Annotated in this window: 20 protein-coding genes; 10 read left to right on the top strand and 10 right to left on the bottom strand. The window is 73.6% G+C overall.

Annotation, left to right across the window (positions count from 1 at the left end; genetic code table 11):
• Window positions 1–152 precede the first annotated feature (152 nt).
• The 5 genes from ACMCNN_RS13825 to ACMCNN_RS13805 all read right to left on the bottom strand — a co-directional run bounded on the left by ACMCNN_RS13825 (window position 153) and on the right by ACMCNN_RS13805 (window position 6,057).
• On the bottom strand, window positions 153–1,523 hold the full coding sequence (locus ACMCNN_RS13825) for a carbohydrate-binding protein (RefSeq protein WP_412746597.1): 1,371 nt from the start codon (window positions 1,521–1,523) through the stop codon (window positions 153–155).
• Between the two features lie 124 nt (window positions 1,524–1,647).
• Entirely contained in the window at window positions 1,648–2,430 is a 783-nt protein-coding gene (locus ACMCNN_RS13820; RefSeq protein WP_412747164.1) for an alpha/beta fold hydrolase, read from the bottom strand.
• 29 nt (window positions 2,431–2,459) lie between these two features.
• Entirely contained in the window at window positions 2,460–3,569 is a 1,110-nt protein-coding gene (locus ACMCNN_RS13815; RefSeq protein WP_412746596.1) for a winged helix DNA-binding domain-containing protein, read from the bottom strand.
• 69 nt (window positions 3,570–3,638) lie between these two features.
• The gene (pgi, locus tag ACMCNN_RS13810) at window positions 3,639–5,270 is read right to left on the bottom strand and encodes a glucose-6-phosphate isomerase (protein ID WP_412746595.1); all 1,632 of its coding nucleotides are present in this window, start codon (window positions 5,268–5,270) and stop codon (window positions 3,639–3,641) included.
• A gap of 97 nt (window positions 5,271–5,367) precedes the next feature.
• Window positions 5,368–6,057 carry a TetR/AcrR family transcriptional regulator gene (locus ACMCNN_RS13805; protein WP_412746594.1) on the bottom strand — a complete coding sequence of 230 codons (690 nt, stop codon included), beginning with the start codon at window positions 6,055–6,057 and terminating at the stop codon, window positions 5,368–5,370.
• A 100-nt stretch (window positions 6,058–6,157) separates the two neighbouring features.
• Between ACMCNN_RS13805 and ACMCNN_RS13800 the strand changes: the two genes are divergently transcribed.
• Window positions 6,158–7,099 carry an NAD-dependent epimerase/dehydratase family protein gene (locus ACMCNN_RS13800; RefSeq protein WP_412746593.1) on the top strand — a complete coding sequence of 314 codons (942 nt, stop codon included), beginning with the start codon at window positions 6,158–6,160 and terminating at the stop codon, window positions 7,097–7,099.
• Between the two features lie 9 nt (window positions 7,100–7,108).
• On the opposite strand, the gene ACMCNN_RS13795 is transcribed toward ACMCNN_RS13800, so the two are convergent.
• Window positions 7,109–9,841, bottom strand: coding sequence for a putative bifunctional diguanylate cyclase/phosphodiesterase (locus tag ACMCNN_RS13795; protein WP_412746592.1), 2,733 nt, complete (start codon window positions 9,839–9,841; stop codon window positions 7,109–7,111).
• A gap of 168 nt (window positions 9,842–10,009) precedes the next feature.
• Here ACMCNN_RS13795 and ACMCNN_RS13790 point away from each other — a divergent pair, with 168 nt between their 5' ends.
• A complete protein-coding gene (locus ACMCNN_RS13790; protein WP_412746591.1) occupies window positions 10,010–10,390 on the top strand; it encodes an MmcQ/YjbR family DNA-binding protein in 381 nt (126 codons plus the stop codon).
• A gap of 76 nt (window positions 10,391–10,466) precedes the next feature.
• Here the strand turns inward: ACMCNN_RS13790 and ACMCNN_RS13785 are convergent, their stop codons facing one another.
• Entirely contained in the window at window positions 10,467–12,146 is a 1,680-nt protein-coding gene (locus ACMCNN_RS13785) for a DNRLRE domain-containing protein (RefSeq protein WP_412746590.1), read from the bottom strand.
• A 238-nt stretch (window positions 12,147–12,384) separates the two neighbouring features.
• Here ACMCNN_RS13785 and ACMCNN_RS13780 point away from each other — a divergent pair, with 238 nt between their 5' ends.
• The 4 genes from ACMCNN_RS13780 (at window position 12,385) to ACMCNN_RS13765 (ending at window position 17,996) form a co-directional block, all read left to right on the top strand.
• Window positions 12,385–13,596: a dipeptidase gene (locus tag ACMCNN_RS13780; RefSeq protein ID WP_412746589.1), complete on the top strand. Its 1,212-nt coding sequence runs from the start codon at window positions 12,385–12,387 to the stop codon at window positions 13,594–13,596.
• An 81-nt stretch (window positions 13,597–13,677) separates the two neighbouring features.
• Window positions 13,678–14,508 carry a glycosyltransferase family 2 protein gene (locus tag ACMCNN_RS13775; protein ID WP_412746588.1) on the top strand — a complete coding sequence of 277 codons (831 nt, stop codon included), beginning with the start codon at window positions 13,678–13,680 and terminating at the stop codon, window positions 14,506–14,508.
• A 143-nt stretch (window positions 14,509–14,651) separates the two neighbouring features.
• On the top strand, window positions 14,652–17,720 hold the full coding sequence (locus ACMCNN_RS13770; protein WP_412746587.1) for an Hsp70 family protein: 3,069 nt from the start codon (window positions 14,652–14,654) through the stop codon (window positions 17,718–17,720).
• Window positions 17,721–17,729: 9 nt separating this feature from the next.
• Entirely contained in the window at window positions 17,730–17,996 is a 267-nt protein-coding gene (locus tag ACMCNN_RS13765; protein WP_412746586.1) for a hypothetical protein, read from the top strand.
• Window positions 17,997–18,004: 8 nt separating this feature from the next.
• On the opposite strand, the gene ACMCNN_RS13760 is transcribed toward ACMCNN_RS13765, so the two are convergent.
• On the bottom strand, window positions 18,005–18,724 hold the full coding sequence (locus tag ACMCNN_RS13760) for a cyclase family protein (protein ID WP_412746585.1): 720 nt from the start codon (window positions 18,722–18,724) through the stop codon (window positions 18,005–18,007).
• A 102-nt stretch (window positions 18,725–18,826) separates the two neighbouring features.
• Here ACMCNN_RS13760 and ACMCNN_RS13755 point away from each other — a divergent pair, with 102 nt between their 5' ends.
• Complete coding sequence (locus ACMCNN_RS13755; RefSeq protein ID WP_412747163.1) at window positions 18,827–19,753, top strand: aminoglycoside phosphotransferase family protein; 927 nt, start codon at window positions 18,827–18,829, stop codon at window positions 19,751–19,753.
• A gap of 53 nt (window positions 19,754–19,806) precedes the next feature.
• Here ACMCNN_RS13755 and ACMCNN_RS13750 read toward each other — a convergent pair whose 3' ends face one another.
• Complete coding sequence (locus tag ACMCNN_RS13750; RefSeq protein ID WP_412746584.1) at window positions 19,807–20,361, bottom strand: GNAT family N-acetyltransferase; 555 nt, start codon at window positions 20,359–20,361, stop codon at window positions 19,807–19,809.
• Window positions 20,358–20,921 carry a helix-turn-helix domain-containing protein gene (locus ACMCNN_RS13745; protein WP_412746583.1) on the bottom strand — a complete coding sequence of 188 codons (564 nt, stop codon included), beginning with the start codon at window positions 20,919–20,921 and terminating at the stop codon, window positions 20,358–20,360. Before ACMCNN_RS13745 ends, ACMCNN_RS13750 begins: the two co-directional genes overlap by 4 nt.
• Before the next feature lie 55 nt (window positions 20,922–20,976).
• Here ACMCNN_RS13745 and ACMCNN_RS13740 point away from each other — a divergent pair, with 55 nt between their 5' ends.
• The 3 genes from ACMCNN_RS13740 to ACMCNN_RS13730 are packed head-to-tail and all read left to right on the top strand — an operon-like array spanning window position 20,977 to window position 25,332.
• Window positions 20,977–22,068, top strand: coding sequence for a CapA family protein (locus ACMCNN_RS13740; protein WP_412746582.1), 1,092 nt, complete (start codon window positions 20,977–20,979; stop codon window positions 22,066–22,068).
• Window positions 22,058–22,828, top strand: a complete 771-nt coding sequence (locus tag ACMCNN_RS13735; protein ID WP_412746581.1) for a MerR family transcriptional regulator — start codon at window positions 22,058–22,060, stop codon at window positions 22,826–22,828. Before ACMCNN_RS13740 ends, ACMCNN_RS13735 begins: the two co-directional genes overlap by 11 nt.
• Window positions 22,825–25,332, top strand: coding sequence for a VIT domain-containing protein (locus ACMCNN_RS13730; protein ID WP_412746580.1), 2,508 nt, complete (start codon window positions 22,825–22,827; stop codon window positions 25,330–25,332). Before ACMCNN_RS13735 ends, ACMCNN_RS13730 begins: the two co-directional genes overlap by 4 nt.
• The last annotated feature ends 49 nt before the right edge of the window (window positions 25,333–25,381 follow it).

Genomic DNA, 25,381 nt, shown 5'->3' with positions numbered 1-25,381 from the left:
GGACTGCCCCGCACAACATCTTTGACTCGTCAACTATTTCATAGTCAGACAAGACGTGTACGGTGAGGGTTCCCACGCCCGGGTCCGCTCAGGTGAGCCCGGGCGCTGCTGCGCCCACCCGGGGTGGCCCGTACCCCGGGTGGGCGCAGTCCTCAGCGGCCCTGCAGCGCCCGGACGTTGTCGCCGAACGTCCAGCCGCGCGAGCCGTCCCAGTTCGCCGACCAGGTCATCAGGCCCTTGATCCCGCTGACGCTGCCGTACGCCTGGGAGACCAGCGACGGGGTCATGTAGCCGCCGCCCGCGCCCGGCTGGGCGGGCAGGCCGGGGACCTGCTTGTCGTACGGGACGCGGATCGTGATGCCCTGCACGACCAGGCCGGTGTTGAGGCACTGGGTCTGGGTGACGAAGCCCTGCACCGTCCCCGCCTGGTACGAGTCGCCGGAGCAGCCGTACATGCTGCCGTTGTAGTACTGCATGTTCAGCCACCAGAGGCGGCCGTTGTCGACGTACTTCTTGATGATGGGCAGGTAGGCGCCCCAGATCGAGCCGTAGGTCACACTGCCGCCGGTCACGTACGCGGTCTCGGGCGCCATGGTCAGGCCGAAGTTCGACGGCATCTGGGCGAGCACCCCGTCGATGATCCGGATGAGGTTCGCCTGGGAGGCCGACAGCGTGCCGATGCTGCCGCTGCCGGTGAGCCCGGTCTCGATGTCGATGTCGATGCCGTCGAAGTTGTACTTCTTGAGGATCGGCACGATGGTGGCGACGAACCGGTCGGCGACCGCGCTGGAACTCAGGTCGATGCCGGCCGCCGCGCCGCCGATCGACATGAGGATGGTCGCGCCGGACGCCTTGGCCTGGCACATCTCGGCCGGGGTGGCGACCTTGACGCCCGCGTCCATGCCGTCCTCCCACAGCACGGTGCCGTCGGAGCGGATCACCGGGAAGGCGGCGTTGATGACGTTGTAGCCGTGCTGGGAGAGGCGGGTGTCGGTGACCGGGACCCAGCCGAGTCCGGGGTGCACCCCGTTGCTGGCGCCGTCCCAGTTCTCCCAGTATCCGACGAGGACCTTCCCGGCGGGGCGGGACTTCACCGCGCAGGCCCCGTCGGTCGGCGGCGTCGTCGTCGGTGGCGTGGTCGTCGGCGGGGTGGTCGTCGGCGGCGTCGTGGTCGGTGGCGTGGTGGTGGGCGGGGTCGTGGTCGGCGGGGTCGTGGTCGGCGGGGTGGTGCCGCCGGTGCAGGCGCCGAGGTCCGTCCAGAGCGACGGGGTCGCGGCCGGGTTCCACCCGGCGCCCGGGTACGCGGTGTGCGTCACCAGGGCCTGGTACAGGTGACCCTGGTACGTCACCCGGGTGCCGGCGGTGTACGTGTTGCCCTCGGCCCACACCGTGGCGCTGCATGCGACCGCGGCGGCGTCCGCAGTGGAGACGGCGGCCATGCCGTCGGGCGCGACCGCCACCGCCATCACGATGGTCATCGCCGCGCCGGTCATCAGGGCGAACGCCCGACGTCGAGTTCTCATGGCACTCCTGAAGTCCGCGATCCAGGCTGGTGCCAAACATATTGACGTTTGTGAACAGTATTTACAAGGGTTGTTAACAGATTCCTGGTCGGCGATGTCTCCGGCGCGGAGCCACCCCCGGAGATCAGCTCGCGAGGAACGGACGCAGTGCCTCGGCGGTGGCCTGAGCGGGAATCCCGTGACCCTCGCCGCCGGTGACCTCCGCATGCCGCGCCGCCGGCATCATGGCGACCAGCTCCCGGGCAACCTGTGCCAGCCAGGGCCAGGTCGCGGCGCCGTGGAGCACCATGGTCGGTGCGGCGACCCCGGTCATGGCGGGGGTGGGTTGGGCGAGCTCGGTGGTGATCGTGGCGTCGTACACCACGCTCTGCGCCACCGCCTCCAGGTGCGGCCACATCGGAGACTGCCGCATCTGCGCCACGGCCCCGGGTGCCAGCCCGACCCCCTCGGTCTGGAACAGGGCGACCGCGTCACCGGGACGGCCCTGCCGCAGGAGCGCGTCCATCCGCTCGGGCAGGTCGGCGGGGCGTCGCGGCGCCGGGCCGAGCAGGAACGGCGGCTCGTACAGCGCGAGGTGGGTGATGCCCGCCCGAGCGGGCCCGGCGGCCGCGGCCCGCAGCGCCAGCACGCCGCCCGAGGAGTAGCCGAACAGCGCCGCCCGGCCACCGGCCACGTCGATCAGCGCGGCCAGGTCCTCCAGTTCACGCTCGATCGCGTACGGGCGGGTGTCGCCGCTGCGGCCGCGGGCCCGGCGGTCGTAGCCGATGACCGTGTGATCGGCCGCCAGCGCAGCGGCCAGCGGCTCGCCGACGGTGTGGTCGTTGAAAGCCCCGGCCACCACGATCAGCGGCGGCCCCGAGCCGACGGCCCGGTACGCGATCGCCGTACCGTCGGCGGAAGTGGTCATCTCCACGGTGTTCTCCTCACCTGCGAAGCTCAGGACTGCGGCCAGCGCACCCGCAGGGGCAGGCCGTGGAACGCGGCGTACGGCTCCAGGGCCTGCTCGGCGCGGCGCCGATCCCCCGCCCGCAGCGCGACGAGCGGCAGCACGTCGACGGAGACCGCCGAGCGGCCCATGGTGCGGGTCCAGGTGGCGACCACCCGGCCCGCGCGCACGATCGTGGCCCGGAAGACGCCGTTGCCGCCCGGGATGATCGCCTGTTTGTGGGCGTCGTCCACCATCAGCGACCGGTCCTTGTAGCCGAGCAGGAACTCGTCGAAACCCGGCAGCGCCCACCAGTCGTCGTCGGATGCGGGCGCGGAGCCGTCGAGCAACCCCGCGTCGGCGATCATCTCGACCCCGTCCACGTCGACCGTGGCGAGCGCGGACCCGGCCGCCGCGATGCCCACCTTGGCGTCGGTCGCGGTCAGGCCCGTCCAGCCGACGAAGTCCTTGCGGGGTGCGGGGCCGTGGCTGCGGAAGTAGCGCAGCGCGATGAGGCCGAGCGCCTCCTCGCGGTCGGGGCGGCGGGGCTCGGGCACCCACTCGTCGAGCAGGACGAAGCTCTGTTCCTTGCCGATGTTCGGCGCGATGCAGGTGACGCCGCGCTGGCTGGCGTACCAGAGCAGGTGGTAGCCCAGCTGGCCGGCGACCTCGACGCCCGCGTCGGCCAGCGCGGCCATGCACTCCGATCGGGTCAGCCGCTTTCCCCCGGCCAGGGCGGCACCCAGCACCTCCACGCTGCGCTCGGCGGTGCGTTCGTCGAGCCCGAGGAACTCCCGGCGCTTGGCCGCCCCGGCCAGCGCCCGCACGCCCATGAGGTCGAGCATCCAGTGCGCGTCGGCGGGCGGGACGAGGTGGACGGTGCCCCGCATCGGCCAGGTGCGGATCGCCTCGCGGCGCTCCATGGCCGCGGTGACGTCGGCCAGGGTGCTGCCGGGCAGCCGGGCGCCCAGCGACCACTGGCCGCTCGCCAGATCCTGCGCCTGCATCGCGCCGAACCACTCGACGATCCCGGCCACGTCACGGGGCGGCCCGGCCGGGTGCGCGCGCAGCAGCAGGCTGCGCGTACGCAGATCAAGGGCGTCGGCTGCGGAGAGCTTCACGGCGGCAGCCTACGACGGGGCACCGACAGAAATGGGCGGCCCGCTGTGGGCCGCCCATTTCCGCAGGTCCTACCGCCCGCGCTGGGCGCGGTAGCGGGCGATCAGCGCGTTGGTCGACGAGTCGTCGGTGGCGGGCGGCGCGGTGGCGGCGGTCAGCTTCGGCGCCAGCTGGTTCGCCATGACCTTGCCCAGCTCCACGCCCCACTGGTCGAACGGGTTGATCTCCCAGAGGGTGCCCTGGGTGAACACGATGTGCTCGTACAGGGCGATCAGCTGGCCCAGCGCGGCCGGGGTGAGTTCGCGGCCGAGGATGGTGGTGGTGGGGTGGTTGCCCCGCATGACCTTGTGCGGCACCAGCGCCGCGGGCACGCCCTCGGCCCTGACCTGCTCGGCCGTGCGGCCGAAGGCCAGTGCGCCGGTCTGGGCGAGGAAGTTCGACATGAACAGGTCGTGCATCTCGCCGAGGTCGTGGTTCGGCTGGCTGAAGCCGATGAAGTCGGCCGGGATGAGCTTCGTGCCCTGGTGGATCAGCTGGTAGAACGCGTGCTGGCCGTTGGTGCCGGGCTCACCCCAGAAGATCTCCCCGGTCTGGAACTCCGCGGGGGTGCCGTCCAGGCGTACCGACTTGCCGTTGCTCTCCATGATGAGCTGCTGCAGGTAGGCGGCGAACCGGTGCAGATACTGCGCGTACGGCAGGACCGCGTGCGACTGGGCGCCGAGGAACGAGTCGTACCAGACGTTGAGCAGCCCGAGCAGGACCGGCACGTTGCGCTCCAGCGGCGCCGTACGGAAATGCTCGTCCATGGTGTGGTAACCGTCCAGCATCGCGCGGAACTGCTCCGGCCCGACCGCCACCATGACCGACAGGCCGACCGCGGAGGGCAGCGAGTACCGGCCGCCCACCCAGTCCCAGAAGCCGAACATGTTCTGCGTGTCGATGCCGAAGTCGGCGACCCGCTGCGCGTTGGTGCTGACCGCCACGAAGTGCTTCGCCACGGCCGCCGGGTCGCCGCCGAGGCCCGCCAGCAGCCAGTCCCGGGCGTGCCGCGCGTTGGTCAGCGTCTCCTGCGTGGTGAACGTCTTGGACACGATGATGAACAGGGTGCTGGCCGGATCCAGGTCGTGGGTCTTCTGCCACAGGTCGGTGGGGTCGATGTTGGACACGAACCGGCATTCGAGCTGCGGATCCTTGTACGCCTTCAGCGCCTCGTACGCCATCACCGGGCCGAGGTCGGAGCCGCCGATGCCGATGTTGACGATGGTGCGGATCCGCTGGCCGGTGTGCCCCAGCCACTGGCCCGAGCGCACCCGTTCGCTGAACGTGGCCATCCGATCCAGCACCGCGTGCACGTCGGCCACCACGTCCTGCCCGTCCACGACCAGCGACGCGTCGCGGGGCAGTCGCAGGGCGGTGTGCAGCACGGCCCGGTCCTCTGTCGCGTTGATGTGCTCACCGGCGAACATCGCGGCGATCCGCTCACGCAGCCGGGCCCGCTCGGCGAGCGCGAACAGCGCCGTCATCACCTCGTCGGTGACGAGGTTCTTGCTGTAGTCGACGTACAGGTCGCCGGCCTCGGCGGTGAGCCGCTCGCCGCGCCGGGGGTCGGCGTCGAACAGCTCACGCAGGTGCACCGCCGAGAACTTCTCGGCGTACCCCTGCAGCGCCTGCCATTCCACGCTGTCGGACACGTGCTCGCTCATGCCTGTCTCCCGCCTGAAACCCGGACTCTCGCCGCCATCCTGGCACGAACCCCCGCCGCCCTGCCGCACTTCCCCCGTCCGCACCGCCCCACCTCGGTCATGCCGGGGCGGTGAGGCCGGCGGCCGCGGCGGCGCCACGGATCTGGAATTCGAAGAAGCCGCGGCGATCCTCTTCGATGGAGTTGGCCAGCTGGCCGAACAGCTCGCCGCTGATCGCGCCGCACAGATGGAAGTACAGCCCGAACGTGCTGGCCAGCAGCCGCACCGGGATGTCCGGGCCGAGGCCGGCGGCCACGGGGGCCAGCTCCTCGGCGAACCGGCCGGTCAGCGGCGCGCCGAGGGCCGGCTGCCCCTGCTGGTACGCGTCCATCAGGATGTGCCCGATCAGCAGCGGCACCCGGATCCCCGGTCCCACGGTGTCCTCCGGCGCCCGGTATCCGGGCACCGGGGTGCCGTAGATGAGCGCCCACTGGTGCGGCTGCGCCAGGGCCCAGTCGCGGACCGCCGAAGCCACCGCCAGCAGGCGGTCCAGGGGCTGGCCCGGAGTGGCCCCGGCCCGTTCGGCGGCCCCGCCCACCGCGTCGTACGCGTCGATGATCAGTGCCGTGAGCAGCTCGTCGCGGCTGGCGAAGTACCGGTAGACCGCGGACGAGGCCATGCCCAGGTCCCGCGCGACCGCCCGCAGCGACAGGTTCGCGCCCTCGCTGGCCAGGTGCCGCACGGCCACCGCCTTGATCTCTTCGGTCATCTCGGCCCGGACGCGGGCGCGAACTCCTGAGGCGCTCATGCGAACAGTGTGCCACAGCGAGAGCAGTGCTCTTGCTTTTCGGGCCCTCCCGTGCGACCGTTGTTCTCGACAGAGAGCAGTGCTCACAAAGGAGAACGCCATGACGCGGAACGTCGCCCCCCAGCACGTCGTCGTCGGCTCCGGACCGATCGGCACCACGGTCGCCCAACTGCTGGCCGAGCGGGGTGAGAGCGTCCGGATGGTGACCCGCAGCGGCTCGGGCCCCGCGCACCCGCTGATCGAGCGGGTCGCCGCCGACGCCTCCACCGACCGGCTGACCGCGCTCACGGCGGGCGCCGAGGTGCTCTACAACTGCGCCAACCCCCGGTACACCGAGTGGGAGAAGCTCTGGATCCCGATGAACAACGCCATGATCACCGCGGCGAAGGCGGCCGGCGCGGTCTACGCGATCACCGGCAACCTCTACGGGTACGGCCCGCAGCCCGACGGCCGGATGACAGAGCACACCCCGCTCGCCGCGACCGGCCGCAAGGGGCGGATCCGCCACCGGATGTGGCGCGACGCGCTGGCCAGTGGCGTACCCACGGTCGAGGCGCGCGGCTCGGAGTACCTCGGTGGCGGCGCGAACGGGGTCTTCTCCGCGGTGATCCTGCCCGCGGTGCGGTCCGGCCGGACCGCCTGGATGCCGGGCGATCCGGACCTGCCGCACACCTTCACGTACACCGGCGACATGGCCCGGACGCTGGTGGCCCTCGCCCGCGACGAGCGGGCACACGGCCACGCCTGGCACGTGCCCTCCAACGAGCCGGTCACCGTACGGGAGCTGGCCCGGCAGTACTGCGAGCTGACCGGGGACAAGCCGGTGACCCTGCGGCGGATGCCCCGCTTCGTGATGCGTACCGCCGGGCTGGTGGTGCCGATGGCGCGCGAGCTGGCCGAGATGGATTACCAGTTCTACCGGCCGTTCGTGATGGACAGCGACCTCGCCCAGCGCACGTTCGGCCTGCGCCCCACGCCGCTGGCGGTGGGCATCCGGGAGACGGCGCAGGCCGCCGAGGCCACCGCGGCCCGCCGGATGTGAGGTCCCGGGTCAGGCCGCGATGGCGGAGGTCGGCAGCCCGTGCAGGAGCAGCTTGCCGGCCTCCGGGGCGGGCAGCGGGCGCGACAGGTAGTAGCCCTGCGCGAACGGGCAACCCATCTCCCGCAGCGCGGCGAGCTGGACGGCGTCCTCGATGCCCTCGGCCACGGTCGCCATGCCGAGGCTCTGCCCCAGCTGCACGATCGTGCGCACCAGCGCGACGTCCTCACGGTCGCCGCCACCGAGCCGATCCACGAAGGACCGGTCGATCTTCAGGATCTCCATCGGGAAGCGGCGCAGGTACGCCAGCGACGAGTAGCCCGTACCGAAATCGTCCATCGCGAGGGTGACCCCCAGCGCGCGGATGCGCTGCAGCTGGGCGAGGTTCTCGTCGGTGTCGGTGAGCAGGACGCTCTCCGTCATCTCCAGGCGCAGCCGTTCGGCGGGCATCCCGGTCTCGGCCAGCACCTCGGCGACCATCTCGGCGAGGTCGCCGTGCTCGAACTGGCGCACCGACACGTTGACCGCCATGGTGAGCTCCCGGTCGCCGTCGGCGCCCCAGGCCACCGCCTGGCGGCACGCCTCGGCCAGCACCCAGCGCCCCAGCGGCACGATCAGCCCGGTCGTCTCGGCGATGCCGATGAACTCCAGCGGCGAGACCATCCCCCGGGTCGGGTGGTGCCAGCGCACCAGCGCCTCGAAACCGACGATCAGGCTGGAGCGCAGGTCCACGGTCGGCTGGTAGTGCAGCGCGAGCTGACCCTCCTCCAGCGCGACCCGCAGGTCGGCCTCCAGCTGCAGCCGCTCCACGAGCACGTTGTGCATCTTCGGGTCGTAGCTGGCGACGCCGCCGCCACCGCCGGCCTTCGCCTTGTACATGGCCAGGTCGGCGTTGCGCAGCAGCTGGTCGGTGTCGTCGGCGTCCGCGCCGGAGGCCAGGCCGATGCTGGCGCCGACGTGCAGGTCACGGCCGTCGACCGTCACCGGCTCGCCGATGGCGGCCACGATGCGCCGGGCCACCGCCTCGGCGTCGCGGGTGGCGGAGATCGACTGCACGAGTACGGCGAACTCGTCGCCGCCGAAGCGGGCCACGGTGTCGTGCTCGCGGACCGTCTCCCGGATCCGGGCGGCCACCCGGATCAGCAGCTCGTCGCCCGCGGCATGCCCCAGGCTGTCGTTGACCTCCTTGAACCCGTCGAGGTCCAGGAACAGGATCGCGACCTCGGCGCGCGCCTCGGCTGCCGCCAGCGCCTCCTCCAGCCGATCCCGGAACAGCGCCCGGCTGGCCAGCCCGGTCAGCCCGTCGTGGTACGCCGTGTGCAGCAGCTGGTCCTGCAGCTCCTTGGCGTCGTGGATGTCGCGGGTGTTGAGCACGAAGCCGCCGACCGCGGGGTCGTCGAGCAGGTTCGTGATGGTCATCTCCGCCAGCCGCACCTGGCCGTCGAAGTGCCGGATCGGCACCTCCAGCACGGTCGTGGCGTACGGCTCGCCGCGCACCGAGTCGATGGCGGCGGCGATGCGCGGGCCCGCCGCCTTGCCGGAGACCTCCACCAGGCGGTGACCGAGCAGCATCGTCGCGGGGTAGCCGAAGATCCGTTCCACGGAGTCGCTCTGGTAGAAGATCGTCGAGTCCGCCGAGATGATCGCGACGGAGTCGGAGCTCTGCTGCACCAGGGCGCGGAAGCGCTGCTCGCTGGCGTGCAGTTCGGCGGTGCGGACCGCGACGCGGGCCTCCAGGTGCCGGGTCAGGTGGCGGTTCTCGCGCAGCGTGATCATCTGACGGGCGAGGATCAGCACGATCAGCAGCGTCCGCGACCAGGCGAAGAACGCATCCGCGTGGCCAGTACGCGCGAACCAGACGACGCTGATCACGACGGCGCCGACCACAGCCGTGTACGGCAGGGCGATGGCGAACGGCCGTTCGACCTCCGCGGTGTCCTCCTGCTCCGGGTCCTCCACCGCCGGGCGTCCCGGCAGCCGGGCGGCCAGCAGCACCAGCGCGAAGCCCACGAACCAGCCGGAGTCGAGCAGGCCACCGGACTCGTAACCGCCCTGCAGCGACATCAGGACGTACACCGAGTCGGTGACGCAGATGATCACCATGGCGGCGCCGACGAGCATCGCCGGTCCGGACTCCTCGCCCCGGCGGCGCAGCAGCGCCAGTACGTGCAGCACGACAGTGATGAGCACGACGTCGCCCAGCGGGTAGGCGAGCGTGACCGACAGCTCGTACATCGAACTGCCGGACGCACCGATCAGCGGCGCGACCACCAGCAGCCAGGCGACGAGCAGCATGGAGGTGGCGATCATCAGCCCGTCCACCACGCTGCGCAGGCGGTGCGCGAGCGTCTGCCGGGAGACCGGCGCCAGCAGCAGTCCGGCCGTGATGAACGGCATCATCGCCAGGTAACCCGCGTCCGCCACCGACGGGAACGGCACCTCGTGGCGCAGCACGGTCTGCTGCCAGCTCCAGATGCCCTGCCCGAGCGCCCAGGAGAGCATGCCGGCTCCGGTGCCGTACCAGAAGCCGCGCACCCGGCCCCGGTTGCGCGCCCCGCGCAGCAGGCACGCACCGCCGGCGACCACGGTCAGCACGAAGGTCCCGACGTTGGAGACGTCCTGGGTGAGGGTGGCCCCGCCCAGCCCGGTGAGCATCCAGGCAGTGAAGGCGGCGGTCACCACGAGGACCACGGCGGTGCCGGGGCGCATGCCACTCACGGCCGCGTACACGCGCCTGAGGGTCATCGCCGGCACCTCCCGAGTCCGGTGGTCTCGCGTGCCCGATTGCACGCTGTCCTCGTCGTGATCGGGCAGGCGGGCGCGGATCTGAGGGGTTCACGCTGTGCGGGACGCGTTTTGTCGCACCTTCGCGGTACCACTACGGCAACCACGCCCGAACGATCAGGAGGCGCCATGGCGACCTGGGAGGATGTGCGCGCGATCACGGCGGCGCTGCCGGAGACGGTGGAGCGCGCCCCGCGCGAATGGCGGGCCCGGGACAAGAACCTGGCCTGGGAGCGGCCGCTGCGCAAGGCCGACCACGAGGCCCTCGGCGACTCGGCACCCGACGGCGACATTCTCGGCGTACGGGTGGCGGACGTGGGCGTGGCCGAGGCGCTGTGCGCGGACGACCCGGTGGTGTACTTCCGCACCCCGCATTTCGCGGGGTATCCGGCGGTGCTGGTCCGCCTCGACGTGATCGACCCGGACGAGCTGCGGGAGCTGCTGGTGGACGCCTGGCTGGCCCGGGTGCCGAAGCGGATGGCCCGGGCGTACCTGGACGCGCATCCGTGATCCCGGGGCGCGGCTCCGGACATGGCACGAGCCGCCCGGCGGGTGCCGGGCGGCTCGTGGGTGTGGCTGGTGCCGGTCAGGCGATCTTGACGTTGAAGATCGGGTTGGCGGCCAGGGTCTTGAAGGCGGCCAGGTTGGCCGGGGTGCTGTCGATGCTGATGTCGCGGTCGCCCTGGTCGTCGTGCTTGGTGTCGAAGTACACGATCGCCTTGATGTTCGGGCGCTTGGCCAGCTCCGGCAGCACGCTGTGGTAACCGGCGGTCTTGTCGACCGGCTTGCCGATGCGGTGGTACACGCCCCACTCCGCGATCATGATCGGCTTGCTCGCGTGCTGCGTGCTGGCCCAGTCGTACCAGCCCGGGCCGCCGCCGGAGGGCTGCCGGTCGAGCAGGTCACCGAACTGGCCGTAGTGGTAGTAGCCCTTCTCCGCGGAGACGTAGGAGTCCAGGCCCATCCAGTCCACCACGTCGTCGCCGGGGTACAGGTCCGCCCACCACGACTGCGCCATCCACTTCTCATTACCCATGTACGCCATCACGTTGATCGCGTTGTCCACACCCTGCGCCCTCAGCCGCTGGATCGTGTGCCGGTACATCGCGGCGAAGTCCTTCGCCTCCATGCCGGAACCCTTCCGCGCGACCACGTCGTTCTCCGGCTCGTGGTTGAGCACCAGGAAGAACTTCTGCGGGTAGGTGGCCTTGATCCGCTGCGCGAACCGGTCGATCCGGGCGTCCTGCTCACCCGCGGCGACCTTCGCCCAGGTGGAACCATAGGCGATCTTCCAGTTGACCAGCAGCACCCGCGGGTGCGCCGGGTCCTGCGTCATCGCGATCTCGGACTTGGTCGGGAAGACCTCGTCACCCTTGTGGTACGTGTGGAAGATCGACGCGTCCCGACCGGACAACTGCTCCCACTTCTTCAACTCCGCATCACGCGGCGCAGAAGTGAACCCACCCGCGGCCGCGCCCCACAGCACCCCGCAGGACGGCACGAGCTTGTCGCCCGTGACGCACTCCTGCGCGGCCGGCGGCGTGCTCGACGGCGGCGTGCTCGGCGGCGTGGTGGGAGGAGTCGTCGGCGGCGTGGTCGGAGGAGTCGTCGGCGGCGTGGTGGGCGGCGTCGTCGGCGGCGTGGTGGGCTTCGGCGGCGTCGTCGGCTTCGGCGGCGTGGTGGGCTTCGGCGGGGTCGTCGGCTTGGGAGCCGGCGTCGTGACGGTCAGCTGCGGGCCGCCGTCCGTGTTCTCCGCCGAGCGGATCCGGGTCACCGCGGCGTTGGAGTGCAGCGCGAACGCGTACACGCCGGGCTTGGTGACGACCTTGCTCAGGTCGATGCTCAGCTGGGTGCCGGCGGCCTTGGCCGTGCCGAGGGCGGCACCGAGCGCGGGGGCGTTCGCCTCGGTCAGGGTCTTCTCGTTGAAGCCGGCCTTGAGCTGGTTCACCTTGACGGCGCCGGCCGGGGTGCCCTCCACGGGCAGGTCCAGCCGGGCGCCGGTGACCTTGGTGCCCGCCGGGACGGTGAACTCCACGTACCCGGTCTTGATCTCCTTGCCGGCCCTGCCGACCGCGATCTTGTCCTCCTTGCCGAACACCGTGGTGCGGCGGCTGCTGGAGGTGTAGGAGTCGTCCGAGGCCGTCAGCTTCACCTGCGGGTCCGCCGGCGCTGCGGCGTGCGCGGCCAGCGGCGCCAGAAGCGCGCTGCCCGTGCCGGCCAGCAGCGCGCCGACCATGGTCACTGACTTGCGGACCTTGCGACCCATTCGAACTCTCCCCCGTTTGTTCCGGCCCACGTCGGCCGGTCACATGAAAGAGATTCGGGGTCGTGCGGTGCGCCTCCCGGTCCCCGACGGTTGCACGCCGGTTGCACGTCATACTTTCGGCCGGGCATGAGTACTTCGCGGCTCGTCGCGCGCGGAAAAAGGCCCACCGCGACCGGCCATCGTGGAGGGTGGACGACCACCTCGCGCGGTCCCGCCGCACATCTGACAGGCTTGCCGGGTGACTGACGTCGTCGCGCGAGTGCTGAGCGCCATGCCGGTGATCGACGGGCACAACGACCTGCCCATGGCGCTGCGCGCGCGGGCCGGGTACGACGTGTCCGGGCTGGACCGGCACCGCCCCGAGTTCCACACCGACCTGCCGCGGCTGCGGGCGGGCGGGGTCGGCGCCCAGTTCTGGTCCGTCTTCGTGCCCGGCGACCTGCCGGAGCCCGAGGCGGTGGCGGCCACGATGGAACAGGTCGACGCCGTGTACCGGCTGGTGGCCGCGTACCCGCGGGAGCTGGCGATCGCCTACGACGCCGACGGTGTCGAGGCGGCGATCGCGGCCGGGCGGATCGCGTCACTCATCGGGATCGAGGGCGGGCACAGCCTGGCCACCTCGCTCGCTGTGCTCCGCTCGTTCGCCCGGCTGGGCGTGCGCTACGTGACGCTCACCCACAACCAGCACACATCGTGGGCGGACGCCGCCGTCCCCGAGCCCGTGGTGGGCGGCCTGACCGACGTCGGCCGGGCCGTCGTGCGGGAGATGCAGCGCATCGGCGTCATCGTCGACCTGTCCCATGTGGCCCCGGCCACCATGCACGCCGCGCTCGACGTCGCGCGGGCGCCCGTACTGTTCAGCCACTCGTCGTGCCGGGCCCTGACCGATCATGTCCGCAACGTCCCGGACGACGTGCTGGCCCGGCTGCGCGACAACGGCGGGGTGGTGCAGGTGACGTTCGTGCCGCCGTTCGTGTCCCCCGCGCTGGCGGACTGGGCCACGGCGTACGCGGAACAGCGCGAACGGCTCGGCCTGCCCGGCGACGACGCCCCCTGGCCGCGGGCGCCCCGGCCCGGCGAGTCAGCCGCCGCGGCCGCCGCCGCGCAGGCGCCCGCCGCACCGGGTGAGGACCCGCGCCTGCGGGACTGGCTGGCCGCCCACCCGCGGCCCGAGGCGACCCTCGCCCAGGTCGCCGACCACGTCGAACACGCCCGGGAGGTGGCCGGGCTGGAACACATCGGCCTCGGCGGCGACTACGACGGCATCGACCGGCAGCCGGAGGGCCTCGAGGACGTCTCCGGATATCCGCGCCTGCTGGCCGAGCTGGTGCAGCGCGGCTGGTCCGAGCAGGAACTGGTGAAACTCACGGGGCGCAACGTGCTGCGGGTGCTGCGTGCGACGCAGGAGGCGGCCACCGAGACGCTCTGGCCGGGCTCGCCCGCGCGCTGACCGGGGCAATCCGGCGAAGCTTGCCGTGGGCTTTACGGCCGCTTGAGGTTGGCTTGAGGTTCGCCTCCGAACTACGGGGGCATGACCGCCACGCTGATCGCCCGCCCCGCCGCCGTCGCCGCGCCGAAGCCCGCCGACGTCATCCGGCTGTGGAGCCCCGCCGCCGAGGGCATCGAGCTCACCGTCGTGGTCCCCTTCTACAACCCCGGCGCGGCGCTGCGGCCCACCGTGCAGCGGCTGGCCGAGTGCCTGACCGAGGCCGGTGTCGGCTTCGAGGTCGTCGCGGTCTCCGACGGCAGCACCGACGGCTCCGAGCACACCCTGGCCGGCATCGACGGCGTCCGGGTCATCGTCAACGCGGTCAACCAGGGCAAGGGTGCCGCGCTGCACACCGGCTTCGCCGCCGCCCGGGGCGCCTGGATCGGCTTCATCGACGCCGACGGCGACATCGACCCCGCCCACCTGGTGCAGTACCTGCTGCTGGCCCGCGCGGGCGGCCACGCCGGCGTGTACGCCGACAAGCGTCACGCGCTGTCGACCAGCGGCGCGACCGGCTTCCGCAAGCTCGTCTCGATCGTCTACTCGACGCTGGTGTCGGTGCTGTTCTTCCTGGGCATCAAGGACAGCCAGACCGGCTGCAAGATCTTCCGCCGGGACGTCCTCGCGGGCCTGCTGCCGAGCCTGCGCGAGCGCCGCTTCGCCTTCGACCTGGAGTTCTTCGTCGCCGCCAAGGCCGCCGGCATCCGCAACTTCGTCGGCGCCCCGGTCCGCCTGGAGGAGCGCACCGCCGGCTCCACCGTCGGCCGCAGCGCGATCGTCCGGACCATCCGCGACACGTTCACCATCTACGCCCGGCTGCGCCGCAACGAGTACGCGCCGGTCGCCCGTGAGGACCTGGCCCTGGCGGCCTGACAGTCGGTTCCCCCACCGGCCGGAGGCGGTGTCCGCGGGCTTCCCCCCGTTCCGCGGACACCGCCTCCGCTCTTTTGATACGTATTGTCGGCCTTCCACCTGTTCCGTTCCCTCTGCGGGGGATCGCCCTAGCATCCAGAGACATGGGTTACGGGCTCGGCGTGGACCTCGGCACCACGCACACGGCTGCGGCGGTCGACGTGGACGGACACGTCGAACCCGTCCACCTGGGCAGCCGCCGGCCCGAGATCCCGTCCGTGGTGTACCTGCGAGACGACGGCGAGATCCTCGTCGGCGAGGCGGCCCAGCGGCGCGGCGACGCGGACCCGGCCCGGCTGGCCCGCGAATTCAAGCGGCGGCTCGGCGACCCCGTACCGGTGCTGCTCGGCGGTGCACCCTTCTCCGCGCACGCCCTCACCGCCCGGCTGCTGGCCCACGTCGTCGACACCGTCAGCCGCAGCCAGGAGGCACCGCCCGAACGGATCGTCGTGACGCACCCCGCGAACTGGGGGCCGTACAAGCGGGAACTGCTGGCGCAGGCTGCGCAGCTCGCCGACGTCGGCGCCGTGACGCTGCGCCCGGAACCGGCCGCGGCGGCGGTGCGCTTCGCGGCCACCGCCCGCGTCGCACCCGGCGAGATCGTGGCCGTGTACGACCTCGGCGGCGGCACCTTCGACGCGGCGGTGCTGCACAAGACCGGGGACGGATTCGCGCTGCTCGGCGAGCCGGAGGGCATCGAGCAACTCGGCGGCATCGACTTCGACGAGGCGATCCTGGAACACGTACGGGACACCCTCGGCGGCGCGCTCGACTCCCTCGACCTCGCCGACGACCACGTCACCGAGGCGCTGGTGCGGCTGCGCCGGGACTGCGTCGAGGCCAAGGAGAACCTGTCGTACGACACCGAGGCCGTCCTCGGGGTGGCGCTGCCGCAGCTGCACACCCGCGTCCGGATCAACCGCGCGGAGTTCGAGGCGATGATCGGGCCGGCGCTGGGCGACACGGTGGCGGCGATGCGGCGCGCGTTGCGAGCCGCCGGGGTACGGCCGGAGCAGCTGCGGTGCATCGTGCTGGCCGGCGGGTCCGCGCGGATCCCTCTGGTCACCGAACTGCTGACGGAGCAGTTTCAGCGGCCGCTGGGCCTGGACGAGCAGCCGGAACTCGGCATCGCCCTGGGCGCCGCCCGGCTGAGCCGGCCCGGCCACGAGCCCGCCCGGCTGAACGGCGCTTCAGTGCAGGAACCGGACGCCGGGCCTGCTCGGGCCGCCCCGGCCACGCCGCCCTCCTCCCCCGCCACCACGGCCACGCCGCCGTCTCCCACCGCTGCGGCCAGCCCTCCGCCTCCCATCGCTGCGGCCACGCCACCACCGCCCACCGCTGCGGCCACGCCGCCGCCTCCCACCGCTGCGGCCAGCCCTCCGCCTCCCATCGCTGCGGCCACGCCACCACCGCCCACCGCTGCGGCCACGCCACTGCCTCCCGGGGCCGCGGCCCTGGCGGGGGCGGGCGGGTCCGCCACCGCCGTGCTTGACCGGTCCGGGGTGACGGACGTCGCGCATGCGCCCGATGACCACGGCACCACCGCCGACCGGCGCCGCACCCCGCTGCGCCGGAAGCTGGGCGCGGCCCCACGGTCGTTGCGACGCGCGTACCGCTGGGGCCTGGTCGGCGGGGTGGTCGCCACCGTGCTGGGGGCTGCCGCGGTGGCGGCCTGGCCGCGGGGTGCTGACAGCGCGTCGTCGTCCGGCGGAGCCGCCGCGGGCGGATCAGCCGCGGCCGGTGTGCTGTGGCAGCGTGCCACCGGCAGCGCGGTGACCGGGCCGCCCGCGGTCACGGCGCAGCGGATCGTCCTCGGCGGCACGGACGGGGTGATCCGCGCGTTCCGCCGCGCGGACGGGAGCCCGGCGTGGGCATACCGGGCCCACGCGCGGGTGGCCGTCGCGGCCCGGATCGTCGGCGACACGGTGCTGGCGAGCACCTCCGACGGTGAGATCGTCGCCCTCGACGCCGCCTCCGGGGCACGGCGGTGGCAGCGGTCCACCGGCACCACCATCGACGCCGCGCCCACCATCGCCGGCGACCACGTCTACGCGGCCGGCCGCGACGGCGTCCTGTACCGGTACGAGCTGGCCGCCGGGCAGCACCGCACGCGGGCGTGGACCGGGGGCGAGATCCGCACCGCTGCGGTGGTACGGGGCGCGGTCGCGGTCGTCGCCGCCACCGACGGGCGGTGGTACGGCGCGGAGCCGGGCGGCACGCCGCGCTGGCGGACCCGGGTCGGCCCCGTCGCCGGCACCCCGCAACTCGCGGGCGACACCGCCTGCGCGCCGCTGACGGACGGCGCCGTCCGCTGCGTACGTGTCAGCGACGGCGTGGCGTCGCGCCGCATCGCGCTGCCCGGCGCCGGACTGCTCGGGCTGGCCGGCGGCGACGGTGTCGTGTTCGCGGCCGGGACCGACGGCAGCGTGGTGGCGTGGGACGTGCACACGGGCGCGGCCCGCTGGTGGCTGCCGCCGTCCACCCGCTCACCGTCCGCGTCCCCGGCAGCCGGCCCGGCCTCCGCCTTCCCGGCGACGCGGGCGGGTGAGCTGGACCTGGCCTACCCGGACGGACGGCTGCGTGGCGTCGACGCGGGCACCGGCGCCCCGCGATGGGAGTTGCGGGTCGACGACAGCTTCGACAACGCGCCCTCCGGCGACGCGGCCGGACTGTTCGCGACCGGCACCACCGGGACCCTGTACGCGATCGGCCCGCCGCATGCGGCAGGCTCCCCGACCGGCCCGTCGTCCGGGGCCGGGGTGCCGGCCGCTCCGGCGGGCACCGCGGGGACGTCGGCGGGTCAGGCGACGTCGGCGGGCCAGGGGGAGGCACCGGGCCCGGCCGGGGCGACGGGGCCCGGAACCCGGCCCGGTTCGGCCGGGTCGTCGCGGGACCCCGCCGCTCCCAGGCGGACCGCAGGGCCGCCGGAACCCACCGGAGACAGCGGATCCGGCACCGGATCCAGCACCGGAACCGGCGCCGGGCAGCCCCCCACGGACCCGCCCGCGGAGCCGGGGCCGACCGGCGGGACGACTCCCGACCCGGACCCGGCGACCGCGGAGCCGACCTGGAAGCCGGACCTGGACCTGGATCTGCCGACGCTGCCCACGCCGAGGCACCCCTTCGGCGGCCTCGTACCCCCGAACCTTGTGCGTCCCCGGCTGCCGGGGTAGACACCGGGTATGCCGATCGGAGCGCAGCCGCCGGGGCGCCGGGGAACGGTCGGGCACCCGTACAGTGCGTTGAATCTGCGTCTGGTGCTGGCGCTGTTCGGTGTGGTCGTGTGCTCGGTGCTGGCCGTCGTGCTGTGGCGCGGTGGCTGGATCCTGCCCGGCTGGCTGCTGGCCGCGTGGGCGCTGGTGGCCGCGGTGGACGCGGTGGTGGTGCAGGTGCGGCGCCGCGCCCGGCGACGCGCCGAGGGCGGCCGCGACCACTCCCTCTTCGAGTGACGGCACGCTCAGCCGGGCGGCAGGACCCCGTAGATGAGCGCGGTGGAGCCGGAACCGTTGCGGTTGATCTGTCCTCCGCACAGGACGTACGCGCCGGTCGCGGGCAGACAGGCGAGGTTGGCGAGGATCTCCAGGCTGATCCGGCGCCGGCGGTGGAGCAGCTTGGAGACCGCGTACGTGGTGTCGTTGCCCGGGTCCGGCCCGAACGTGTCGGTGCCCAGCGCGCCGTTGCGGCCGAGCCGCCCGGTGTCCACGAGCCACTGGAGCGCCGCCACCGAGAAGCCGGGCTGGTGCATGACCCCGTCGGCGTCGTACCGATAGAAGTCGTCGGTGCCCCACCGCGACTCCCACCCGGTCCACATGATGACGGCGGCGCCGTCGGGGATACGGCCGTGCGCGTGTTCGAAGTCCCGCAGGTCCGCCACCGTCAGCGCGTAGTCGGGGTCGTCGGCGCACCGCTGCCGCATGTCGATCCTGACGGCGGGCAGGAGGAGGTCGTTCGGATCCAGCTCGTCGGCGAGCGCCTCACCCGCGGTGAAATGCCCGGGCGCACCCCAGTGCGTGCCGGTGTGCTCACCCTCGCGGACGTACTGCAGGTGGTAGCCGTCGTCGGCGATGGTCGCGACCGTCTCCACCGTGAACGGTGGATCACCGGGGAACACGCAGGTGGTCGCGGGATCGTTGACGTGCGACAGGCTGACCAGCGTGATCCGCCCGAGGTCGACCATGCGTCCGTCCCCTCCACGATCGCGGGAAGGCACCCGCCGGGGAAACTCTAGTTCCTGCGCCGGGGCGCGCCGGGGCGCCGTAGGGTGCTGGACTTGGACGAGATGGTGCCCGACACGCTGCCGGTCCTGACGACGCTGGGCCGGATCCCGGCGGCGCAACCCTGGCTGGCCGCACTGCCGACGCTGATCACGCAGGTCCGCGAGCACTTCCGGGTACGGGTGGGGCCGCCCTGGCACGCGGGCAGCTGCAGCTGGGTGGCGCCGGCGGAGCTACCCGACGGCACACCGGCCGTGGTGAAGATCGGCTGGCCGCACCGCGAGATGTACGGCGAGCCCGTGGCGCTGCGCCACTGGGCCGGGCGCGACGCGGTCCGGCTGCTGGCCCACGACCCCGACCGGCACGCCCTGCTGTTGCAACGGTGTGTCCCCGGCACCGCCCTGGGCGCCCTGCCCGCACCGGCGGCGCAGCGGTTGCGCATCGGCGCGGCCGTGCTGCGCGGGCTCTGGTCCGTGCCGGTGCCGACGGCCACGGATCCGGCGCTGGAGCCGCTCGCCGACGTCGCCGCCGAGTGGGCCGACCTGGCGCAGGCACGGATGGACCGGCTCCGGCCCGGCTTCGACCCCGGACTGGTCGCCGAAGGGGTGGACCTGCTGCGGACGCTGCCGGGCTCGGCGGGACGCACCGTGTTGCTGCACGGCGACGCCAACCCGGGCAACGTCCTCGCGCACCACGCCGCGGGGCCGCTCGCGTGGCGGGCGATCGATCCGAAGCCGATGGTGGGTGATCCGGCGTACGACCCGTGGCCGCTGCTGGAGCAGATCGACGACCCGTTCGACCGCGAGGATCCCGCGCCGGCGCTGCGCGAACGGGTGGCGCTGCTGGCCGACGAGCTGGCACTGCCGGCGGACCGGATCGTGGCGTGGGGTCTGGCGCGCCGGGTGGAGTCGGCACTGTGGAGTGTCGCGCACGGCGACGCATCCGGCGGGGACGTGGACTTCACCCGGGCGCGGATCCTGGCCGCCCTGTGACCGCCGGTCCGGCCGTACCGATCGGCTCGGTCCGGCCGTACCGATCGGCTCGGTCAGGCTGTGCCGATCGGCTTGTAGAAGAAGCTGCAGTCGCGCAGGGAGCCGGTCGGCTCCACGGCGTAGTCCGGCACGATTCCGTAGCGCAGCCAGCCCGCGGCCAGGTACAGCCGCTCGGCGGGGCTGGCCGTCTCGGTGTCCAGCAGCAGCAGGGTGATGCCCGCGCGGGCGGCCGCGTCCTCGGCGGTGGACAGCAGGCGTCGGCCGAGCCCGTGGCCGCGGTGCCGCCGGTGCACGGCCAGCTTGACCACCTCGGCGCGGTGCCGGGCGTTCGCCTTCGCCGCGTACGCGAGGCTGATCGTGCCGCTGATCCCGCCGGGGCCGCGGGACACCCAGACGGCGAGCGTGCCGTCGGCGAGCGCATCCCGCTGGGTGTGCCACCACGCGGCGGCCCCGTCGGAGCCGAACGGGGCGACGAACCCGACGGAGGCGCCCCCGTCGACCGCGTCGGCCAGCACCTCGGCCAGCTCGGGGACGGCGGCGTCGAAGCTCGCGAGGGTCAGGCGTTCGATGACGTGCGGCACGGTGACCCCCGGCGCCCGGGCGGTCATGGCAGCACCACGAAGACGGCGTAGCGGACCGGCACCGCGCCCGGGTTGCGGAAGCGGGTGCCGCCCCAGAGCCGGAAGCGCAGGCACTCCCCCGCGCCGATCTCGTGGCGGCGGCCGTCGTCGGTCAGCTCCAGCGTCCCGTCGAGCACCCACACATGCTGTTCCAGGCCGGGCACCGGCGGCGCCTCGTACGCGATGTCCGCGCCCGGGCGCAGCTGCCCCTCGACGACCTCACCGCGCAGGCCCGGACGCGGCGGGGAGATCAGCCGGCGGGTGAACCCGGAGGTCCCGTCGCGCCACACCGGCTGGTCGTCGGCGCGGACCAGCTCGGCCGGCGCCGCCTCGACCTCGGCCAGCAGGGCCGACATGGTCCGCTCGTACGCGGTGCACAGTCGCCCGAGCAGGGCGGCGGTCGGGCTGATCTCGCCGCGCTCCAGCCGGGAGAGGGTGGAACGGCTGATGCCGGTGCGGGCCGCGAGGTCGTCGAGGGACCAGGCCCGCTCCGCCCGCAGCACTCCGAGCCGTACGGCCAGGCGGTCGTCGACCGTCTCTGTTCTCATATCGGGGATCCTATCCCACATCCGAGACAGTACCGGCGCGGGCTAGCGTGAGGACGTGGTGAGTCTCGCCCTCGGCGGAGACGTGATGCTCGGGCGCGGGATCGATCAGATTCTCGGGCATCCCGGCGACCCCGCGCTGTGGGAGACGTACGTGCACGACGCCCGCGACTACGTCCGCCTGGCCGAGGCGGTCAACGGACCCGTACCCCGCCGGGCGGACCCGCGCTGGCCGTGGGGCGACGCGCTGCCCCACCTGCGGGACGCCGACGTGCGGGTGCTCAATCTGGAGACGGCGGTGACCGCCGGCGGCGCACCGGCCGCGGGCAAGGGAATCCACTACCGCCTGCATCCGGCGAACCTGACCTGCCTGACCGCGGCCCGACCCGACGTGTGCTCCCTGGCGAACAACCACGTGCTGGACTTCGGCGCCGGCGCGCTCGTGGACACGCTCGACGCACTGCGGGCGGCCGGCCTGCGCACCGCGGGGGCGGGCGCGGACGGGGCCGCCGCGTGGCGCCCGGCCGTGGTCGCGTCGGGCGGCGTCCGGATCGTGGTGGTGGCCGCGGGGCTGCCCTCCAGCGGCATCCCGGCCGAATGGGCGGCGGCGGACGGGCCGGGCGTCGCGTACGTGCCGGAACCGTCGGATGCCCGGGCGCGGCGGATCGCGGCGGTGATCGACGCTGTGCGGCGCCCCGGCGATCTCGTCGTGGTCAGCCTCCACTGGGGCGGCAACTGGGGCTACCGGGTGGGGCGCGACGAGCGGCGCTTCGCCCACGCCCTGATCGACGGCGGTGCCGACGTCGTGCACGGGCACTCGTCGCACCACCCGCGGCCCATCGAGATCCACCACGGGCGGCTGATCCTGTACGGCTGCGGCGACCTGATCAACGACTACGAGGGCATCGGCGGGCACGAGCGGTTCCGGCCGGACCTGCGGCTGGTGTACCTGGCTCGGCTGGACCCGGCCGACGGCACGCTGACCCGCCTGCGCATGGTGCCGCTGCGCGCCCGGCGGCTCCGGCTGGAACACGCCACGACCGCGGAGAGGGACTGGCTGCGCGACACCCTCGACGAGATCAGCCGTCCGTACGGGGTCCGGGTCGGCGCGGGCGTTGACCGGGTCGTTCTATTTGACAGTGACATATGACAGTGTCATTGTGGTGGACATGTGGACGATGGACGAGCTGGTGGAGCGCGTACGCCTGGCCTTGGCGGCGCAGTATCCCGGCGCGCCCAACGGCCGCGTCCGGGATCTGCCCGACCGCCGGGCGATCCGGTGGTACGCCACGACCGGGCTGGTCGACCGCCCCGCCGCGATGCGCGGGCGCACCGCGCTGTACGGCCCGCGCCACCTGCTGCAGCTCGTGGCGCTCAAGCGGCGCCAGGCCGCGGGGTGCAGCCTCGCCGAGATCCAGGCCGAGCTGGCCGGAGCCGGCGACGCGCAGCTCGCCGAGATCGCCCGCGTCCCGCAGGAACTGCTCATCGCGGCGGAACCGGCCACCGGTGCCGAGCCGCCGCGGACCCGATTCTGGGCCGACGCACCGGCCGCAGCGGCACCAGCGGCACCAGCGGCACCAGCGGCACCAGGTGTACCAGCAGCCCCAGCGCCATCCGCCCCGCCCCGGCCGACCCCGACCCCCATCGGCCCGGCCAGTGCCACCGGGGGCCCTCCCGGAGGGGATCGGGCCGCACTCGGCCCGGATCGGCCGGGGCGCGCGGCGGCCGGAACGGTCCCGGCCGCGGGCACGCCGCTGGCCGCGGTGGCGCTCGGCGGCGGGGCGGTCCTGCTCGTGCCGGGCAGCCCGCGCGACACCGACTACCCCGATATCGCCGCCGCCGCGCAACCCCTGATCGACCTGCTCGCCGCCCGCGGCCTGCTCGCCACCAACGATGGGAGTCCCCGATGACCTTCTCCGTCCTTCCGCTGAGCCGGGCCGACCTCGACCGGGCCGACCTCGACCGGGCCGTCCGCCCGAAGATCGACGGCGGGGTGGGCATCCTGCTCACCGATCGCGGCAACCTGCCCCTGGACCGGCTCGACGTGCACGCCGCGATCACGGGGCTCGTCGCCCACACCGTGGTGACCACCGAGTTCGTCAACGTGCACGACATCGCCCTGGAGGCCACGTACGTCTTCCCGCTGCCGGACCGGGCCGCCGTCACCGGCATGACCATGACCGCCGACGGCCGCACGGTCGAGGCGCAACTGCAGGAACGCGCGGCGGCCCGCCAGCAGTACGACCGGGCGGTCGCGGCCGGGCAGCGCGCCTCGATCGCCGAGGAGGAGCGCCCCGACGTCTTCACCATGCGGGTCGGCAACATCGCCCCCGGCGAGCGGGTCACCGTGCGGCTGCGGCTGGCCGGGCCGCTGCCGTACGAGGACGGGGCGGCGACCTTCCGGTTCCCGCTGGTGGTGGCGCCGCGCTACATCCCCGGCGCGCCGCTGCCCGGCCCCGCGGTGGGTGACGGGCATGCCGACGACACCGACGCGGTGCCGGACGCCTCCCGGATCACCCCGCCCGTGCTGCTGCCCGGTTTCCCCAACCCGCTGCGGTTGTCGATCGGCGTCGACATCGATCCGGCCGGGCTCACCCTCGGCGAGGTGCGCTCCAGCCTGCACACCGTCACGGGCGACGGCGGTCACCTGGAGATCCGGCCCGGCGAGCGGGCCGACCGCGACTTCGTGCTGCGGCTGGCGTACGAGGGTGCCACGCAGGCGGCGATCGCGGTGCCCGACACCCACGGGGAACAGGGGACGTACCAGCTGACCCTGCTGCCGCCGGCCGACGCCGCGGTGGGCACCCGGCCCAAGGACGTGGTGCTGCTGCTGGACCGCTCCGGCAGCATGGAGGGCTGGAAGATGGTCGCCGCCCGCCGCGCCGCCGCGCGGGTGGTGGACACGTTGACCGGCGCGGACCGGTTCGCCGTACTGACCTTCGACCACCAGGTCGAACGCGTCGGCGAGCCCGGCACCGGCCTGGTCGGGGCGAGCGACCGCAACCGCTTCCGCGCGGTGGAGCACCTGGCCCGGGCGACCGCCCGCGGCGGCACCGAGTTGCTGGCTCCGCTGGACGAGGGACTCAGCCTGCTGCACGCCGCGGACGACAAGGGCCGCGACCGGGTACTCGTCCTGGTCACCGACGGCCAGGTCGGCAACGAGGATCAGATCCTCGCCGAGGTCGCGGGCCTGATCGGGACCACCCGCGTGCACGCGGTGGGCATCGACCGCGCGGTCAACGCCGGCTTCCTCGGGCGGCTGGCCGCGCTCGGCGCGGGCCGCTGCGAGCTGGTCGAGAGCGAGGACCGGCTGGACGAGGCGATGGAGCACATCCACCGCCGGATCGGCTCGCCCCTGGTGACCGACCTGAGCATCAGCGCCGACAGGCTGGCCACCATGGACGACACCCGCAGCCCGCACCGGCTGCCGGGCCTCTACCCGGGGGTGCCGCTCGTGATCACCGGCCGGTACACGGGGGCGGCCGCCGGCGAGCTGACGGTGACCGGGCGTACCCGCGACGACCGGCCGTTCACGGCCACCGTTGCGGTGCAACGGCGCGACGAATCCGCGGTGACCGCCCAGTGGGCCCGGGCGCGGCTGCGCGACCTGGAGGACCGGTACGCCGCCGGCGAGCACGACCTGGAGCCGCAGATCGTGGGAACCTCGCTGCGGTTCGGCGTGCTGTGCCGGTTCACCGCGTACGTGGCGGTGGACGCCCGGGTGGTGGCGGCCGACGGCGCGCCGCGGCGGGTCACCCAGCCGGTCGAGTTGCCGTCCGGGTGGGCGTCGCCCGTCGAATCGGTGGCGCCCATGATCAGCCTCAGCGCGGCACCGCCGGCCCCACCCGCCGCGGCGCCGATGTCGACGGGGTTCGGCCCCGCGCGGGCCTCGGCGCGGGCCGCGGGTCCGGGACAGCCCCTCGCGGGAGGTCCCGCGCAGCCCTTCGCCGCGGCGCCGATGTCCCCGGCCGGGCCCGATGCTGCCGGGCCGCCGCAGACGTTCGCGGCCGTGCCGTCGGTGATGCGCCTGCGCCGGGGCGGGGCCGGAGCCGGAGCCGGGGCTGTCCGGCACGGTCACGGCACGTCGCGCGTGGACGGGTTGCGGGACATCCTCACGGTGGAGGCGCGCCGGTTGCGCGAGGCCGAGGCGCTGCCCACGGCCGAGCGCCGGGACCTGCTGTCCGACCTGGCCAGCCGGCTCGGAGTGCTGCTGGCCGGGATCAGCGACCCGGCGGTGGAGCCGCTACGGACGCTGGTGGACCGGCTGAACTCCGGCGAGGACCTCGCGGCCCGGTGGCGCGCGGCCCGGGAGACCCTGGACGCCTTCCTCGCGGCCGGGCAGGGGTCGCGCTCCGGCGGCGGGGACACCGATCGGCCTTCACCGGGGCGCCGGGCGACGTTCTGGAAGCGCTGACCTCCAGCACCGGAAGGGTGCCCCGCCCGGAGGCATGGAGGGCGGGGCA

The organism is Krasilnikovia sp. MM14-A1004, assembly GCF_047159485.1.
Lineage (GTDB): Bacteria > Actinomycetota > Actinomycetes > Mycobacteriales > Micromonosporaceae > Actinoplanes.
The sequence above is the reverse complement of the archived record's forward strand: the minus strand, read 5'-3'. Positions and strand labels throughout refer to the sequence as shown.

What these genes read in the sequence shown, in the direction of transcription:
- ACMCNN_RS13825 (WP_412746597.1), bottom strand. Translation starts at nt 1,523, where the DNA reads ATGAGAACTCGACGTCGGGCGTTCGCCCTGATGACCGGCGCGGCGATG.
- ACMCNN_RS13820 (WP_412747164.1), bottom strand. Translation starts at nt 2,430, where the DNA reads ATGACCACTTCCGCCGACGGTACGGCGATCGCGTACCGGGCCGTCGGC.
- pgi (WP_412746595.1), bottom strand. Translation starts at nt 5,270, where the DNA reads ATGAGCGAGCACGTGTCCGACAGCGTGGAATGGCAGGCGCTGCAGGGG.
- ACMCNN_RS13805 (WP_412746594.1), bottom strand. Translation starts at nt 6,057, where the DNA reads ATGAGCGCCTCAGGAGTTCGCGCCCGCGTCCGGGCCGAGATGACCGAA.
- ACMCNN_RS13800 (WP_412746593.1), top strand. Translation starts at nt 6,158, where the DNA reads ATGACGCGGAACGTCGCCCCCCAGCACGTCGTCGTCGGCTCCGGACCG.
- ACMCNN_RS13795 (WP_412746592.1), bottom strand. Translation starts at nt 9,841, where the DNA reads ATGACCCTCAGGCGCGTGTACGCGGCCGTGAGTGGCATGCGCCCCGGC.
- ACMCNN_RS13790 (WP_412746591.1), top strand. Translation starts at nt 10,010, where the DNA reads ATGGCGACCTGGGAGGATGTGCGCGCGATCACGGCGGCGCTGCCGGAG.
- ACMCNN_RS13785 (WP_412746590.1), bottom strand. Translation starts at nt 12,146, where the DNA reads ATGGGTCGCAAGGTCCGCAAGTCAGTGACCATGGTCGGCGCGCTGCTG.
- ACMCNN_RS13775 (WP_412746588.1), top strand. Translation starts at nt 13,678, where the DNA reads ATGACCGCCACGCTGATCGCCCGCCCCGCCGCCGTCGCCGCGCCGAAG.
- ACMCNN_RS13770 (WP_412746587.1), top strand. Translation starts at nt 14,652, where the DNA reads ATGGGTTACGGGCTCGGCGTGGACCTCGGCACCACGCACACGGCTGCG.
- ACMCNN_RS13765 (WP_412746586.1), top strand. Translation starts at nt 17,730, where the DNA reads ATGCCGATCGGAGCGCAGCCGCCGGGGCGCCGGGGAACGGTCGGGCAC.
- ACMCNN_RS13760 (WP_412746585.1), bottom strand. Translation starts at nt 18,724, where the DNA reads ATGGTCGACCTCGGGCGGATCACGCTGGTCAGCCTGTCGCACGTCAAC.
- ACMCNN_RS13755 (WP_412747163.1), top strand. Translation starts at nt 18,827, where the DNA reads ATGGTGCCCGACACGCTGCCGGTCCTGACGACGCTGGGCCGGATCCCG.
- ACMCNN_RS13750 (WP_412746584.1), bottom strand. Translation starts at nt 20,361, where the DNA reads ATGACCGCCCGGGCGCCGGGGGTCACCGTGCCGCACGTCATCGAACGC.
- ACMCNN_RS13745 (WP_412746583.1), bottom strand. Translation starts at nt 20,921, where the DNA reads ATGAGAACAGAGACGGTCGACGACCGCCTGGCCGTACGGCTCGGAGTG.
- ACMCNN_RS13730 (WP_412746580.1), top strand. Translation starts at nt 22,825, where the DNA reads ATGACCTTCTCCGTCCTTCCGCTGAGCCGGGCCGACCTCGACCGGGCC.